Below are 16,563 nucleotides of genomic sequence, written 5' to 3'. Positions count from 1 at the left end.
ACCATGAAAAACTTTTTTATTACGGCTTTAGGCTTGTTTTGGGGTTTTCAGTGCGCGGAAGCAGCGGAAGAAAAGGTTATCCGGATTTCAACGGATAATACGGACCTGGTGCTTCAGGTAGCTGAAAACGGACGTCTCTATCAGACTTACTTGGGCGAAAAACTGTTGCATGAATCGGATTTGAAGAAACTGGACTGGCAGATACATCCTGCATCAGATGCCAGTGTCTCTTCACGCGGATGGGAAGTCTGTTCAGGTTCAGGTAACGAGGATTTCTTTGAACCAGCTTTGGGAGTGACTCATGCCGACGGTAATGCTTCTACCTGGCTTTATTACGTGTCTTCTTCTACAAAAGCTGTGGAAGGAGGAACACAGACTGATATTCATTTGCGTGATGACAAATATCCGGTGAATGTAACCTTGCATTACGTGGCTTACGAAAAGGAGGACGTAATCAAGACTTGGAGTGAAATCTCACACCAGGAGAAAAAGCCTGTACAGTTATTCCGTTACGCTTCTACGATGTTATATTTCAATCGTCCAGCTTACTATTTGACTGAATTCAGTGGTGACTGGGCGAAGGAAGTACAGATGAGTACACAGAAGCTGGAGTTCGGTAAGAAAGTGGTAGATACCAAGCTGGGAAGTCGTGCTGCCATGCATGCACAACCTTTTTTCATGGTCGGTCTGGATACTCCTGCTGCAGAAAATCAGGGGGAGGTCCTGATGGGTACATTGGGATGGACAGGTAACTTCAGCTTTACTTTCGAAGTGGACAATGTGGGTAATCTGCGTGTGATTCCTGCTATTAATCCTTATGCTTCGGTGTATGAGCTTCAGAAAGGCGAAGTGTTCACTACTCCTGAATTTATTTTTACTTTGAGTAATAAGGGTACGGGCGAAGGTAGCCGTCGCTTTCAGAACTGGGCACGGAATTATCAGTTGAAAGATGGAAAAGGTTCTCGTCTGACGTTGTTGAATAACTGGGAGAATACAGGATTCGGCTTTAATCAGAATATTCTTGTCGATCTGATTAAGGAAACGAAAGAACTCGGTGTAGACATGTTCTTGCTAGATGACGGATGGTTTGGCAACAAATACAAACGCAGCAGCGATACAGCCGGACTGGGCGACTGGGATGTAACGGCCGACAAACTTCCTGATGGAATCAATGCGCTGGTTCAGGCGGCTGAAAAAGAAGGAGTGAAGTTCGGTCTCTGGATTGAACCGGAAATGGTGAATCCGAAGAGTGAATTGTTTGAAAAGTATCCTGACTGGGCAATCCATTACCCGAACCGTGAAACCTATTACTATCGTAACCAGCTGGTACTCGATTTGAGTAACCCGAAGGTGCAGGATTATGTGTATTGCATTGTGGATAAGTTGTTGAAGGAAAATCCGGGTATCGCTTATTTCAAATGGGATTGCAACAGCCCGATTACCAATATCTATTCTTCTTATCTGAAAGATGCACAGGGACGCTTGTATATAGATCATGTACGTGGCGTGTACAATGTCATGAAACGGGTAAAAGAGAACTATCCGGATGTACCGATGATGCTTTGCTCTGGTGGTGGCGCACGTTGTGACTATGAAGCGTTGAAATATTTCACGGAATTCTGGTGCAGTGACAACACGGATCCGGTGGAAAGAGCTTATATCCAGTGGGGCTTTTCTCAGTTCTTCCCGGCCAAGGCCATGTGTGCACACGTGACAAGCTGGAATAAGAATACTTCTATCAAGTTCCGTACCGACATGGCATCCATGTGTAAGCTGGGATTTGATATCGGCTTGAAAGAAATGGCTGCAGAAGAATTGGAATATTGCCAGCTTGCGGTAGCCAACTGGAAACGTTTGCAGCCGGTGATTCTGGATGGGGTACAGTACCGTCTGGTATCTCCGTATGAATCTAACCACATGGCAGTGAACTATGTTAGTCAGGATGCTTCAAAGGGCGTGATATTCGCTTACGATATCTATCCTCGCTTCCAGGAAAAGCTGATTCCGTTGAAGGTAAAAGGATTGGATCCGAACAAAATGTATCGTGTAAAAGAAATCAACCTGATGCCGGGAACAGAATCTACGCTGGAGGCCGATGGAGAATTATTCTCTGGTGATTATCTGATGAAAGTCGGATTGGATGTCTTTGGATTCCGTCCTACTCAGAGTCATGTGATAGAACTTACTGCTGAATAAGAAAGACGATTCTCAACAAGAGATGAAGCTGAATTTGAACAGATTAAAAACAAGTAAAAATGACAAATACTCAATTGAAATATGCCAAGCTGTTTCCCGTGATGCTTTGCTTCTTTGCTATGGGATTCGTAGATTTGGTGGGAATTGCTTCAAACTATGTGAAAGAAGATTTAGGTCTGACAGACTCTGAGGCAAATATTTTCCCTTCTTTGGTATTCTTTTGGTTTTTGATATTCTCAGTGCCGACTGGAATACTGATGAACCGGATTGGAAGAAAAAAGACTGTATTGCTGAGCTTGGGAGTGACTTTCTTCTCTTTACTACTTCCTATGTTTGGCGACAGCTATGGATTGATGCTTTGCTCGTTCTCTTTATTGGGAATAGGTAATGCTTTGATGCAGACTTCACTCAATCCATTATTGAGCAATATTATCTCGGGTGACCGTCTGGCCAGTACGCTGACTTTCGGACAGTTCGTGAAAGCTATTGCTTCTTTCCTTGCTCCTTATCTGGCCATGTGGGGAGCTTTGCAGGCTATTCCGACTTTTGGTTTGGGATGGAGAGTGTTGTTTCCTATTTATATGATTGTAGCTGTATTTGCAATTTTGTTGCTTTCGGCTACTCCTATTACCGAAGAACAGCCGGACAAGGCATCAGGATTTGCTGATTGTCTGAAACTGTTAGGAAAACCTTTTATTCTGCTGTCTTTCCTTGGTATCATGTGCCATGTGGGAATCGATGTGGGTACGAACACTACTGCTCCTAAAATTCTGATGGAACGTATTGGAATGACCTTGACAGAAGCTGGGTTTGCCACTAGTCTGTATTTTATATTCCGTACATTGGGATGTTTTTCCGGTGCATTTATCTTACGCGCCGTATCATCTAAAGTCTTTTTCCTGATAAGTGCGATTTGCATGATGCTGGCTATGATTGGGCTTTTTGCTTTCGACTCTCAGATGGTTATTTACATTTGTATCGCATTGATAGGTTTTGGAAATTCTAACGTATTCTCTATCATCTTCTCTCAGGCTCTTCTGGCTATGTCCGAGAAGAAAAATGAAGTCTCAGGACTGATGATTATGGGATTGTTTGGTGGTACCGTATTTCCTCTTTTGATGGGAGTTGCCAGCGATGCAATCGGACAGAATGGAGCCGTAGCTGTGATGACGGTAGGTGTGATTTATTTGCTTTTTTATACATTGAAAATTAAACATTAAAACTATGGAAAATACAATTGTTGTAGGTATAGGTGAAGCATTATGGGATGTGTTGCCTGAAGGAAAAAAAATAGGTGGAGCTCCGGCTAATTTTGCATATCATGTGTCACAGTTTGGTTTGGATGGTCGTGCGGTTAGTGCTGTAGGAGATGACAAGTTAGGAGCAGAAATTTTGGAAAACTTCTATGAGAAGAATCTGCATAGCATGATTGAAAAAGTACCGTATCCTACAGGTACGGTTCAGGTAGAATTGGATGCAGAAGGAGTTCCTTGTTACGATATAAAGGAAGGTGTGGCATGGGATAATATTCCTTACACTCCAGCCTTGGAAGGATTGGCTAAACAGACTACAGCGGTTTGCTTTGGTTCTTTGGCACAGCGAAGCGTGGTTTCCAGAGAAACAATCAACAAGTTCTTGGATGCCATGCCGGAAGATACATTGAAAGTGTTTGACATTAACCTTCGTCAGGGTTTTTATACGAAAGAAGTGCTTTGCAATTCTTTCCAGAAGTGTAATGTGCTGAAGATAAATGATGAAGAGTTGGTTACAGTGAGCCGTATGTTCGGTTATCCGGGTATTGACCTGCAGGATAAATGCTGGATTCTGCTTGCCAAGTATAACCTGAAAATGTTGATTCTGACTTGTGGCGTGAACGGAAGCTATGTCTTTACTCCAGGCAATGTGTCATTTGTAGAAACTCCAAAAGTAAATGTTGCCGATACGGTAGGCGCAGGTGATTCATTCACTGCTACTTTCGTAGCTTCTATTTTGAAAGGAAAGACCGTACGCGAAGCGCATGAACTGGCAGTAGAGGCTTCGGCATTTGTATGTACCCAGAATGGGGCTATGCCGGAATTCCCTCTGTATTTGAAGGAAAAAATTTAAGCTATATAGTTTATCTTGTGAAAAATCTCCGGAAGTATGTTTCTGTACTTCCGGAGATTTTTTTGTCTGGTAAGATTGGAAAGTCTGCTGAAGATAATGTTGCTTCGGCTTTGTCTGTTTTATGTTTTCCGCGTGAAAACCATATGTTTCCCGAAGCGAAAACGTAGGTTTCTCACACGGAAAACGTATGGTTCCGCTTCGGGAGACATAAAAAGAGTAGAGCCGTTGAACGAAAAATTGTGGGTCGGTTTCGTGATTTTTGTATCTGTCAGACTGTATAAATCGCTGCGATTTTCATACATTTGCAGAAATAGATATAAAATTATGAAACATTTAGTCTGTGGTTGGATAGGGGTAATTTGCTTGCTGTTTTTGTCTGTAGCCTGTTCCCGGAAGGAGATGGACTATACTATAGCCGTGTCACAGTGTAGCGAGGATGATTGGCGTGCCCAGATGAATAAAGAAATTCTTCGGGAAGGTTTGTTCTACCCGGGGGTAAATATTGAAGTTTATCAGGCTCATGATGATAATACCCATCAGATTAAGGATATAGAATCTTTGATTGAAAGAAAAGTCGATTTGCTGATTGTAGCTCCGAATGAAGCTGAAGCTATTACTCCGGTGATTGAGAAGGCATACGATGCCGGAATTCCTGTCATCCTGATTGATCGGAAAATCAATTCTAAAAAATATACAGCCTATGTGGGTGCCGATAACTACGAAATTGGTCGTAGGGCGGGGGAGTATATTGCAGACCGTTTAAAAGGAAAGGGACGAGTGATAGAAATTACCGGGCTGAGAGGTTCAACTCCGGCAGTAGAACGTCATCGAGGAATGATGGAAGCTTTGAAAGCTACTCCGGGAGTGCAAGTGGTGGCTTCTGCTGAAGCCGGGTGGTTCCGGCAGAAAGCTGGGGAGGTTATGGATACGTTACTGGATGCTCATCCACAAGTAGATCTTGTTTTTGCACAGAATGACCGGATGGCTATCGGGGCGTATGAGAAGGCACGTCAGAAGAATCGTGCCGGACAGATTGCTTTTGTAGGAGTTGATGCGGTAGCTGCTGGAGTAGAAAGTGTGGCGGAAGGCAAACTGGATGCCACCTTCATTTATCCCACAGGCGGAGATAAGGTGATTCAGGTGGCCATGGCTATATTGCAAGGTGAACCCTATCAGAGAGAGAATATTCTTTCTACGGCATTGGTGAACCGTGCCAATGCCCGTGTGATGCAGATGCAGATGAAGCATATTCTGACGCTGGACCAAAAAATTGAGCTTTTAAATCATCAGCTGGATGATTATTTTCTTCGTTACTCCGCACAGAAAATGTTCTTATATGCTTGTGTGGTGATATTGGTGTTGGTTGGATTCTTGTTCTTTTTCCTGGTACGTGCCTTTTGGGTAAAGAACCGGATGAATACGGAATTGTCCAGTCAGAAGCAACAATTAGAGCAACAGCGTGACCAGTTGCAGGAACAACGTGATCAGCTGATTGTATTGTCTCGTCAGTTGGAGGAGGCTACACATGCCAAGTTGGCCTTCTTTACCAGCGTGTCGCATGATTTCCGTACGCCGTTGACCTTGATTGCAGACCCAATCAATCAGTTGCTTGAAGAAAAGCATTTGGGTGAGAGAGAGAAGAATATGCTGGAGATAGTGCGGAAGAATGTGGCCGTTTTATTGAGGTTGATCACTCAGATTCTGGATTTCCAAAAATATGAACATGGTAAACTGGCTTTGCGGCTTTCAGAGTTTAATGCGCTGGAATGTATAAAGGATTGGACAGAGGCATTTCATACCTTGGCATTCCGGAAGCAGATTCAATTTGCGGTGAAGGCGGAAGGAGATGCGGCGCAGTATGTGATGGTGGCCGATGCGGAAAAAATAGAACGCATTACCTACAATTTATTGTCCAATGCCTTTAAGTTTACTCCGGAAAAAGGTGAGATAAAAGTTGCGCTTTCACGGATAGAGAAAGATAATCAACCGTATTTATGCATGGAAGTCAGTGATACGGGCATTGGTATGTCGGAAGAACATGTACATCATGTGTTTGAACGTTTTTATCAAATAGATGTGCAACATACAGGCTCAGGCCTGGGATTGGCTCTGGTAGAGGCTTTTGTGCAGTTGCATAAGGGTACGGTACAAGTGGAAAGTGAAAAAGGAAAAGGTACATGTTTCCGGGTTGTACTTCCGATGAAGCAGGAAGGCGAAGTGAAGGAGGTTATAGAGAAAAATGAATCCTTGAAAAACTTGCAGGAAGGGGCTGTGCTGGATGCTGGACAGGAGACTTTGCATCAGTGGGTTGAAAACGTGGAGGTGGACGGAACAGCAGACAAAGAAGTGGTGCTGGTTATTGATGACAATCAGGATGTGCGTGATTACGTGAAGATGTTGCTGCAAGATAAATATACTGTAATTGAGTCAGTTAACGGGCAGGAAGGCATAAGACAAGCTATGAAATATGTGCCGGATGTAGTGGTATGTGATGTCATGATGCCTGTTATGGACGGTATAGAATGTTGTAAGCGGCTGAAAAGCGAGTTGCAGACGTCTCACATTCCGGTATTGATGCTGACGGCATACGCTATGGATGAACAGCGGATTCAGGGATATGATTCGGGTGCAGACTCGTATCTGACGAAGCCTTTCAATGCCAAACTCCTGCTGGCGCGAATTCGCAACCTGATAGACAATCGGAAGCGGTTGAAGTCGTTCACAGAAGATGCCACAGCTGTAGGCGGAAAACAGCAGCTAGGCGAAGTGGACAAGGGATTTGTGGAAAAACTGAAATCCTTGATAGAAGAAAAGATGGGTAATTCAGATTTGAGTGTAGAAGACTTGGGTGCTGAATTGGGATTGGGGCGCGTGCAGTTATATCGTAAAACAAAATCCTTGACCGGATATGCTCCGAATGAATTGTTGCGCATAGCCCGGCTGAAAAAGGCTGCCTCTTTGCTGGCATCTACTGAAAAGACGGTGGCCGAAATTACATACGAAGTGGGATTCAGTTCCCCGTCTTACTTCACCCGGTGTTATAAAGACTATTTTGGAGAAAGCCCCAGCGAATTCCTGAAAAGACGGGATGGGAAGAATTGAGAAGGAAAAGATTCTTTCTAAAAGAAATAGTTGTATATTTGGGCACTTTTTTGAATAGCTGGTTATGAAACGTATTTTGATATTGATATTCGTGTTATGTGTATATGGTGCTGCTGGGCGTGCGCAAGATTTGAAAACGCTTTTTGTAGCATTGCCAGATTCATTGTCTCCGCTTTTGACAGAAGTAAACCGGGCTGATTTTGGGGACTTTCTGGAAAGCGGGATGAAGGCAGAAGTGAAGAACCGTTTTGGAAATATGTCGGAAATGACTAAATTGACCTCAGATTATTTATTCTTGAAAACGACTTCTGCCAGTACTTTGGAACTGAAATTGCTTCCGTTGAATGACTCCGTGAAAGTGATTTGTGCAGTTTCTACTTATTCGGCTCCAGCGGCTGACAGCCATATTGCTTTTTATGATATGAAGTGGCATGAATTGCCGATTTCTGATTTTTTACAGCTTCCGCAGGAGGATGAGTTTTATTTGAAACCGGCTTCGGCAGAACAGGCTGATTCTTTGAAAAATCTGCGTGCTTATGCAGATATGTATTTATGGAAGGCTGAGCTGTCGGTTGATAAACCTATATTGAGTTTTACTTATACTACCCCAGACTATTTGGATAAGGAAACCGCAAAAAATTTAAAACCGTATCTGAAATCCCACCCTGTTTGTCTGGAGTGGAAAGAGGGAAAATTTGTATCTCAGGAAAATTTGAATACCTCGTTAAAGTAATTCTATTTAATTCTTTATATTGCTGGAGGTTATGTTGTACAACATTTATTCTGCTCTTTGCGTATAAAAATACATAAAAAATCGTTAACCGCTCAGACGGATATACCGAATTTTTTTTATCTTTGGAATGCTGTTTGTAAAACGACAAGCATATCTGCGTAATTATGAAGGCAGGAATGCATTCTAAAAATGATTTGTTTTAAACCAGTAATGGTATTCTGAATAAGGGTCGGGCTGGAAAAATAGAAAATAACGAAGTCCATCCGACGGATACTAGCTGAAAAATATAAGGTATAATGATTTTAAAGTGTATTAGAACAGTAGCAATGGCGGCTCTGGCCATGGTTAGCATCAATGTTTCAGGACAGGATCTTCTGGCTCGTCAGGCGCCGATTGACAGAAAATTAAAAGCTGTGGATTCATTAGCCCTGATTCGCCAGATCAAAGCAGAACAGGCAGTATATCCCGCTTACAGTCTTTATCCAAACTGGAACAATGATCATGTTCATGCTTACGGCGGTAATGTACAGGTTCCAGATAGTTTCCGAATCGATTTGACAGGCTTTTGCATGCCGACCACTCATACAGTCATCACTTCTAAATGCGGTCCGCGCTGGCGGCGTATGCATAACGGATTGGATATAAAGGTTTATATTGGTGATACTATCCGTGCTGCTTTCGACGGGCGTGTGCGCATGGTGAAATATGAACGTAGAGGGTACGGAAAATATGTAGTAATCCGTCATGACAATGGATTGGAAACCATTTACGGACACTTGTCTAAACAGATTGTGGCAGAAGATGAGTATGTAAAGGCGGGTGATCCGATTGGCTTGGGAGGAAATACCGGGCGTTCTACTGGTTCTCACCTTCATTTTGAAACTCGTTTCTTGGGCGAAGTGATAAATCCGGAATTTGTGTTTGATTTTCCGAATCAAGATATTGTGTCAGACAGCTATTTGTTTGTACGTGGTGCCAACCGTTATGCATATCAGCGTACCCGTGCATTGGCAGCTGTTAAATCAGGAAAATCCGGAGCAGCCGAAGCAGAAAAATCGGCTATCCGTTATCATAAAATCCGTAAGGGCGATACATTGGGACGTATCTCTCGCTTGTATCACGTATCCATTGACCGCTTGTGCCAGATTAATGGTATAAAACGTACTACGACGTTGCGTATCGGACAAGTTTTAAGATGTTCTTGATAAGAAAAACAAATTTGCTGAAATAAAAAAGGATGCCATTTCATATAGTTCTGTCGGGGCTGTATGAAATGGCATTTTTATCTCCTTTATTTTTGTGTGCTCTGTGAAAAAACAGTAACTTTGCCACATATTCGAGCATAAAAGATGGAAGAAACCAAGAAACAATTTGAACATGTAATTGCGGTATGCCGTGATTTGTTTGCTAAAAAGTTGCATGATTACGGAGCTGCCTGGCGCATTATGCGACCATCTTCTGTGACGGACCAGATTTTTATTAAGGCAAACCGTATCCGGAGTATTGAAGTGAAAGGTGTGTCCTTGATAGATGAAGGCATTCGTCCGGAGTTTATTGCAATTGTCAATTATGGTATTATCGGGCTTATTCAACTTGAACTGGGCTATGCCGAGAAGGAAGACATCACAGAGGAACGTGCGCTGGAATTATATGATGCGTATGCAGATAAGGCCCTGAAGTTGATGTTGGCTAAGAATCATGATTATGATGAGGCCTGGCGTAGCATGCGTATCACTTCTTATACAGATTTGATTTTGATGAAGATCTATCGAACCAAACAGATAGAATCTTTGAAGGGAGATACGTTGGTGTCAGAAGGCGTGGATGCCAATTATATGGATATGATTAATTATGCCGTTTTCGGATTGATTAAGCTGGAGTTTGGAGAATAAGTTTCTACATAAAGCAGTTGTGGTCTGGAGTAACGTTTGCCGTTTTTTATTGGCTGTCGTTTTTCTGTTCTCCGGATTTGTCAAGGCCAATGACCCTTTGGGCACGGTCTATAAGGTACAGGATTACTTGGAAGCATGGGGACTGCAGAGCCTGAGTGCGGGATATATGCCTTATCTGGCAGCTATGCTCTGTGCCTTGCTTGAGTTTGTTCTTGGCATTTATCTGTTCTTTGGGATTCGTCGGAGGGTAGCGCCTTTATTGGTGTTGCTGGTCATGTCTTTCATGACCCCGCTGACACTATGGCTGGCAATCGCCAATCCTATTTCTGACTGTGGTTGTTTTGGCGATGCGGTAGTACTGACCAACTGGGAAACTTTCTTCAAAAACGTAGTGTTGCTTATTGCGGCTATTTCCGTGTTTAAATGGAGGCAGTATATATTCAATCTGGTGACGACAAAGGTGGATTGGCTGATTTCGCTTTACAGCATTTTGTTTATTATCTTCTTCATGCTGTTCTGCCTGCGTTATCTGCCTGTATTTGATTTTCGTCCATATCACGTGGGGGCAGATATCGTGAAAGGTATGACGATTCCTGAAGGTGAGAAGCCTACTGTGTATGAAACGCTTTTTATTTATTCGAAAGACGGAAAGGAGCAAGAATTTACGATTGATAATTTCCCGACAGATACCACGTGGACTTTTGTCGATTCAAAGACTCGGGTGAAGGAGAAGGGCTATGAACCTCCTATTCACGACTTCTCGATTACTTCACTGGAAACGGGAGAGGATTTGACTGATGACATACTCCATAGTGAGCAGTACACCTTTTTGCTTGTGGCACCATGGTTGAAGCAGGCAGACGATAGTGGTATGGATCTGATCAATGAAGTGTATGACTACAGTGTGGAACACGGTTATCGTTTTCTTTGTCTGACGGCCTCCTCGGAACAGGATATTACAGATTGGCAGGAAAATACAGGGGCAGAATATCCGTTTGCATTGATGGATGAGATTACGCTGAAAACGATGATTCGTTCTACCCCGGGATTGATATTGCTGAAAAAAGGAGTCGTGCTGCGTAAATGGAGTGTTTCCAATCTGCCTGATGAATACCAGTTGAATGCACCGCTGGAGAAACTTCCATTCAGTACATGGAATCCGAAAACTAGTGTACACAAAGTGGTAGAAGTGACCGGCTGGTTTTTGGGACCTTTGCTGTTGCTGACCGTGGTCGACCTGATATGGTTGCGCATAAAAAGCCGCAAAAAGAAAAAAGAGAAAGAGAATAAAAAAGAAACATTATAACTAACCCTTTAAAATTTAAACAAAATGAGAAAAAACATTGTAGCAGGTAACTGGAAGATGAACAAGAACCTGCAGGAAGGTATTGCATTAGCAAAAGAATTGAACGAAGCATTGACAGCAGACAAACCAAACTGCGATGTAATCATCTGTACTCCTTTCATTCACTTGGCTTCTGTAACTCCTTTGGTAGACAGCTCTATCATTGGTATAGGTGCTGAAAACTGCGCTGACAAAGTATCTGGTGCTTATACTGGTGAAGTTTCTGCAGAAATGGTTGCATCTACAGGTGCTCAGTATGTAATCTTGGGTCACTCTGAACGTCGTGCTTACTATCACGAAACAGTTGAAATCTTGGAAGAAAAAGTTAAATTGGCTTTGGCTAACAACTTGAAACCTATCTTCTGTATCGGTGAAGTATTGGAAGAACGTGAAGCTAACAAACAGAATGAAGTAGTAGAAGCTCAGTTGGCTTCTGTATTCTCTTTGTCTGCTGAAGATTTCGGTAAAGTAATCTTGGCTTACGAACCGGTTTGGGCTATCGGTACAGGTAAGACTGCTACTCCGGAACAGGCTCAGGAAATCCACGCTCACATCCGTTCTTTGGTTGCTGCTAAATACGGTAAGGAAGTAGCTGAAAATACTTCTATCCTGTACGGTGGAAGCTGCAAGCCTTCTAACGCAAAAGAATTGTTCGCTAATCCTGATGTAGACGGTGGTCTGATTGGTGGTGCTGCTTTGAAAGTTGCAGACTTCAAGGGTATCATCGACGCTTTTAAATAATTCTTTTTTGAATTAGTCAGGAGCGACTTATGAGCACAGAGATGATGTGAGGACGTAGTGCCGTCGTATGGTCTCTGTGCTCAATTGACTTTTGTTTTCTATGTCTATCTAAAAATCCGCTTATGCTGAAATATCTTTTATTTGTAGTTTCTGTTTTGTGTGCCGGCGGGGCTTATGCCCAGCAGAACATTATCGAAAGCCTGCAGACCCGTCGGGCAGGAGAAGGTGTAGTGACTATCCACCAAGATGCACAGATTACCTCCTTGATAGGGAAGCGTTATGTGCGTTCTACCAGTTCGGAGCCGGTAAAGACATTAAAAGCTCGTGGATTTCGCGTACAGGTATACGCTGGGAATAATTCCCGTCAGGCGCGTAGTGAAGCGAATAGGGTAGCAACGAAAGTGAAAGAAGAATTTCCGGAACTTCCGGTTTATACTTATTTTCAGCCTCCTCGCTGGCTGTGCCGGGTAGGAGACTTTAAAAGTATTGAAGAAGCACATGTGACCATGCGTAAATTGAAAGCTACAGGAGTTTTTAAGGAAGTGTCTATTGTGCGTGAACAGATTAATATACCTATAGAATAATGATGACAGATACAAGTTCGATAAACTGGCCGCAAGAGAAGGTTGAGAAACTGGTTGGGCATTATAAGGAAATCCTTTCTTTGCTGGGTGAAGACCCTGAAAGAGAAGGACTGTTGAAAACCCCTGAGCGTGTAGCAAAAGCCATGCTGACGCTGACTCGCGGATATGAAATGGATCCGAGAGAAGTGCTGAATGCCGCAAAATTCAAGGAACCTTACAGCCAGATGGTGATTGTGAAGGACATTGATTTCTTTTCCATGTGCGAGCATCACATGCTACCGTTCTACGGAAAGGCTCATGTGGCATACATTCCTAACGAATATATTACGGGTCTGAGTAAGATTGCTCGTGTGGTAGATATTTTTTCTCACCGTTTACAGGTGCAGGAACGCATGACGCTTCAAATAAAGGAGTGTATTCAAGAAACACTGAATCCATTAGGCGTAATGGTAGTAGTAGAAGCCAAACACATGTGTATGCAGATGAGAGGAGTGGAAAAGCAGAATTCTGTAACGACTACCTCTGATTTTACAGGTGCATTCAATCAGGCTAAGACGCGCGAAGAGTTCATGAACCTGATTCGTGCAAAATATTAATATGAAAAAGACTATTTCCCCTTTTATCGTAAGTGGAGAGGGGAAATAGCTAACGTAAAATGACGCGGTCGCCTGCTTTTTGTGCCATTGGAATCTGAATTTCTTGCAACTCTTTGTAATGTTGCATGATTTCCTGACATTTCTCCGGATTGTTATAGATGTCCGGATTGGTTAAAGCCTGCAGGGTATGCTTCATTTCTTCTTCAACAATTGATAGCTTGAAATCAATTAACAACCTGGGAACTAACTCATAAAGTCTTTCTTCATCGGTGATGATTGCCTGTCCTTTGGAGTGGTACTTGCTTAGCTGATAGCGGTCGCTGGCCAGTTCTGCGGCCTGTTTGCTGATTTCCGGATCAGGATGAGTCAGAAAATAGCGCTCAGACACAAAGCCTTCGTCATGCAGATGATTCTCTGCTTCTTTTAGGATGCGGCGGTCTAAGGGATAGTGAAACTGCAGTTCATCCTCCTTCAAGCTGGAAGAAATACATTCTATGACAGTGAGCGGTTGTTCTTCTCCGTTTTCATCCTCTAAGTAACACATCACTTTTTCTCCATAGCGGACAATCATTTGTAGGAGGAGCTGTTCCTTCTTGTAGAACAGTTTCTGTTCGTTCCCTTCTAATGGGATATAGGAAAGGTAATTGTCCGTAGGAGCAGGAGTGCTTGTGGGTTGTCCGGCAGGCTGTTCAGCAGCTGGAGGTATATACTCTGCATCTGTTTCCAGAGGAGCTGGAGGAAGTTGAGTCTCATCCGGTATAGGAATCTCTGTCGGCTGTGTCTCCGGGTAAGTAGTCGGAGGAGCTGGTTGGACATCCTTGGTAGCTTGTCGTTGCTTACGCTGGATTTCCTTGTATTTATTTTCCTGTGCCTGCTCTATCAATTTGTTTACCGCTTCTATCAGGATTTTCTCTTCCATTTGCAGAAGCTGGCTGCACTCGCGTGTATATACGGAGCGCACAATAGAGTCAGGTATCACAGAGATACTTTTTACGATACTGGAAATCAGACTGGCACGTTTGATTGGGTCTTTCCCTGCTTCTTCCATCAGCAAGTTCGTCTTGAAACGGATGAAGTCCACTTCGTGCTCATTGATGTAGGCCTGATAGTCGGTGGCATTATGTTTGCGGGCAAAGCTGTCGGGGTCGTCTCCATCGGGGAGCAGACATACCTTGATGTTCATGCCCTCTTCCAGCAGCATGTCAATACCGCGTATGCTGGCCTTGATTCCAGCTCCGTCACCGTCATACAATACCGTAATGTTATTGGTAAAGCGATGAATCAGGCGTATCTGGTCGGAAGTCAATGCCGTACCCGAAGAAGCCACCACGTTTTCAATTCCACTTTGGTGCATGGAAATGACATCGGTATAACCTTCTACTAAGAAACAGCGATCTTGGCGTACAATGGCTTGCTTGGCAAAATAAATACCATAGAGTTCCCGGCTTTTATGGTATATCTCAGACTCCGGAGAGTTGACATACTTCATCTGCACGTTCTTAGTGGCTGCACTTAATACACGTCCGCCAAAAGCTACCACTTTTCCCGACAAGGTGTGTACAGGGAAAATGACACGCCCCCAGAAACGGTCGCGAAGTGAACCGTCGTCCTTTCTATAGCACAAGCCAGTCTTTACCAGAAACTCTTCCTGATAACCTTTTTGTTTGGCAGTGCGTGCCAGTGCATCGTGACTGTCTGTGCTGTATCCTAACTGGAACTTTTTGATAATGTCATCACGGAATCCTCGGCTGCGTAAGTAGGTCATACCGATACGCTGTCCGTCGATGTGATTATAAAGTATGTCTTGGAAATACTCAGAAGCAAACTGATTGACTACAAACAAACTTTCACGCAAACTATGTGCTTGTTTTTCTTCGTCGGTCAGTTCCCGTTCCTTTACTTCGATGTGATATTTGTTGGCCAGCCACTTCAGTGCCTCGTAGTAAGAAAGTTGTTCGTGCTCCATAATGAAGTGCACCACATTTCCTCCCTTACCGCAACTGAAACATTTGCATAATCCTTTGCTGGGAGATACACTGAAAGAAGGGGTCTTTTCATTGTGGAACGGGCATAGTCCGATGTAGTTCACTCCTCGGCGGCGGAGGGTGACAAACTCGGATACAACATCTACTATTTGTGCGGCGTCCAGTATTCGGTCTATGGTAGCTTGGTCAATCATTTCGAAGGGCGAAAATAATAAAAATAAGTAGAATGTGCAACGGCTTCCGTGTTAGAACATGAACGCGATGGAAGCTCCGAAAGTAAAATTATGCATAGGCGTTCTTTTACTATACGAACGGACTTCCCGGTTACCGTCTTCGTCTGCCCAAGAGTTCTTCAGGTCGTATGTCAGCCGAGGGGAGGCAAAGTCATAGTCGCAATAGAGACGCAGGGCCGCGTTTTCTTTGTAGCGGTAGGCGAGAGAAAGGCCGGTTCCTAATTTGAATGTAGAACTTTTACGGATATGAAGAAATTCTTCATCAATGAAAGTGCTTTGTAGCATTTCCTGAACGCTGAGGCCTTCCTGCTGGATATAGTAATCTACGTCGGCTTTATAGAATTGGTCGTAGGCTTCCTGGCTCACTTTCTGACGGTCGAAAATGGCTGGATTAATCCGTGAAATAGAGTTTAAGGTAAAGTTTGCATTAGTACGTCGTCCGGCTAACAGTTTGCTTCCTATTAAGAAACGGCTGCTGAGCGGATAAGAAAAGTAAAGTCCTAAATCGATGTCGCACATACCTAAATGGTCAGATTCCAGTCCGTCGAGCAGGTACATGTTGACAGGAGCTCCTTCCATGAACTACGACTTTCTACTCCAGCTAATTTCATGCTCCATGTAGCAACTAACGGGACATATTGTGTATAATTGTCATATTCGTGGTGAAAGGTAGGCTGGAAGCGATTGCGCAGTGTACGGAAATCCTGGTTTTGTTTTTTCACGATTAAGCCGGAAACAATAAAAGGAATTCCCATGTACGAAAAGTTTTGCTGGAAAAGCTCCTTTGTTTTCTTTGGCTTCGCTGGAAGAGTCAATGAGGTAAGAGAAGACGTGGAGTCTTGCATCAAAAAATAACCGCTCGCGGGAGTATGTGCATACAGCGAGTGACAGATCAGTGCTGAAATAAAGAAAAATAGTAAAGTGTATATTCTCATTGCTGCCCGTGGTTTTAGGAATACATGGTAAAGAGCGGCAAAGGTAGTGCTTTAAAGAGAGAGAGACTGAAAGTTTTCAGATGTACATTGGGAGTGTAAATATATAAAAATGAGG

14 protein-coding genes are annotated in these 16,563 nt (G+C 43.3%); 11 read left to right on the top strand and 3 right to left on the bottom strand.

What is annotated here, in order from left to right; genetic code table 11:
* Nucleotides 1-3 precede the first annotated feature (3 nt).
* The 11 genes from WKT20_RS08700 to folE all read left to right on the top strand — a co-directional run bounded on the left by WKT20_RS08700 (nucleotide 4) and on the right by folE (nucleotide 13,295).
* Nucleotides 4-2,196, top strand: a complete 2,193-nt coding sequence (locus tag WKT20_RS08700; protein ID WP_340417228.1) for an alpha-galactosidase — start codon at nucleotides 4-6, stop codon at nucleotides 2,194-2,196.
* 59 nt (nucleotides 2,197-2,255) lie between these two features.
* Nucleotides 2,256-3,416, top strand: a complete 1,161-nt coding sequence (locus WKT20_RS08695) for an MFS transporter (RefSeq protein WP_340417227.1) — start codon at nucleotides 2,256-2,258, stop codon at nucleotides 3,414-3,416.
* 4 nt (nucleotides 3,417-3,420) lie between these two features.
* The gene (locus WKT20_RS08690; RefSeq protein ID WP_007564568.1) at nucleotides 3,421-4,302 is read left to right on the top strand and encodes a carbohydrate kinase family protein; all 882 of its coding nucleotides are present in this window, start codon (nucleotides 3,421-3,423) and stop codon (nucleotides 4,300-4,302) included.
* A gap of 324 nt (nucleotides 4,303-4,626) precedes the next feature.
* The gene (locus WKT20_RS08685) at nucleotides 4,627-7,404 is read left to right on the top strand and encodes a hybrid sensor histidine kinase/response regulator transcription factor (RefSeq protein WP_340417226.1); all 2,778 of its coding nucleotides are present in this window, start codon (nucleotides 4,627-4,629) and stop codon (nucleotides 7,402-7,404) included.
* A 64-nt stretch (nucleotides 7,405-7,468) separates the two neighbouring features.
* Nucleotides 7,469-8,137, top strand: coding sequence for a DUF3256 family protein (locus WKT20_RS08680; RefSeq protein WP_118162822.1), 669 nt, complete (start codon nucleotides 7,469-7,471; stop codon nucleotides 8,135-8,137).
* 296 nt (nucleotides 8,138-8,433) lie between these two features.
* Complete coding sequence (locus tag WKT20_RS08675; protein WP_117702556.1) at nucleotides 8,434-9,342, top strand: peptidoglycan DD-metalloendopeptidase family protein; 909 nt, start codon at nucleotides 8,434-8,436, stop codon at nucleotides 9,340-9,342.
* Between the two features lie 144 nt (nucleotides 9,343-9,486).
* Nucleotides 9,487-10,029 carry a DUF1599 domain-containing protein gene (locus WKT20_RS08670; RefSeq protein ID WP_117702557.1) on the top strand — a complete coding sequence of 181 codons (543 nt, stop codon included), beginning with the start codon at nucleotides 9,487-9,489 and terminating at the stop codon, nucleotides 10,027-10,029.
* On the top strand, nucleotides 10,019-11,335 hold the full coding sequence (locus tag WKT20_RS08665) for a BT_3928 family protein (RefSeq protein WP_340417225.1): 1,317 nt from the start codon (nucleotides 10,019-10,021) through the stop codon (nucleotides 11,333-11,335). Before WKT20_RS08670 ends, WKT20_RS08665 begins: the two co-directional genes overlap by 11 nt.
* A gap of 24 nt (nucleotides 11,336-11,359) precedes the next feature.
* Nucleotides 11,360-12,115: a triose-phosphate isomerase gene (gene tpiA / locus WKT20_RS08660; protein ID WP_340417224.1), complete on the top strand. Its 756-nt coding sequence runs from the start codon at nucleotides 11,360-11,362 to the stop codon at nucleotides 12,113-12,115.
* Nucleotides 12,116-12,237: 122 nt separating this feature from the next.
* A complete protein-coding gene (locus WKT20_RS08655; RefSeq protein WP_117702559.1) occupies nucleotides 12,238-12,699 on the top strand; it encodes an SPOR domain-containing protein in 462 nt (153 codons plus the stop codon).
* A 2-nt stretch (nucleotides 12,700-12,701) separates the two neighbouring features.
* On the top strand, nucleotides 12,702-13,295 hold the full coding sequence (folE, locus tag WKT20_RS08650; protein ID WP_117702574.1) for a GTP cyclohydrolase I FolE: 594 nt from the start codon (nucleotides 12,702-12,704) through the stop codon (nucleotides 13,293-13,295).
* A 49-nt stretch (nucleotides 13,296-13,344) separates the two neighbouring features.
* On the opposite strand, the gene dnaG is transcribed toward folE, so the two are convergent.
* Genes dnaG through WKT20_RS08635 form a run of 3 tightly spaced genes read right to left on the bottom strand, consistent with a single transcriptional unit; the run spans nucleotide 13,345 to nucleotide 16,268 of the window.
* The gene (gene dnaG / locus WKT20_RS08645) at nucleotides 13,345-15,474 is read right to left on the bottom strand and encodes a DNA primase (protein ID WP_340417223.1); all 2,130 of its coding nucleotides are present in this window, start codon (nucleotides 15,472-15,474) and stop codon (nucleotides 13,345-13,347) included.
* Between the two features lie 51 nt (nucleotides 15,475-15,525).
* Complete coding sequence (locus WKT20_RS08640) at nucleotides 15,526-16,092, bottom strand: hypothetical protein (protein ID WP_340417222.1); 567 nt, start codon at nucleotides 16,090-16,092, stop codon at nucleotides 15,526-15,528.
* A complete protein-coding gene (locus WKT20_RS08635; RefSeq protein ID WP_340417221.1) occupies nucleotides 16,035-16,268 on the bottom strand; it encodes a hypothetical protein in 234 nt (77 codons plus the stop codon). Before WKT20_RS08635 ends, WKT20_RS08640 begins: the two co-directional genes overlap by 58 nt.
* Nucleotides 16,269-16,563 lie beyond the last annotated feature (295 nt).

Source organism: Phocaeicola sp. ICN-14070 (assembly GCF_037892625.1).
In the GTDB taxonomy this organism is placed as follows: Bacteria; Bacteroidota; Bacteroidia; order Bacteroidales; family Bacteroidaceae; genus Phocaeicola; species Phocaeicola plebeius.
Note: the sequence above shows the minus strand (reverse complement) of the source record. Positions and strands in the feature narration are given on the sequence as shown.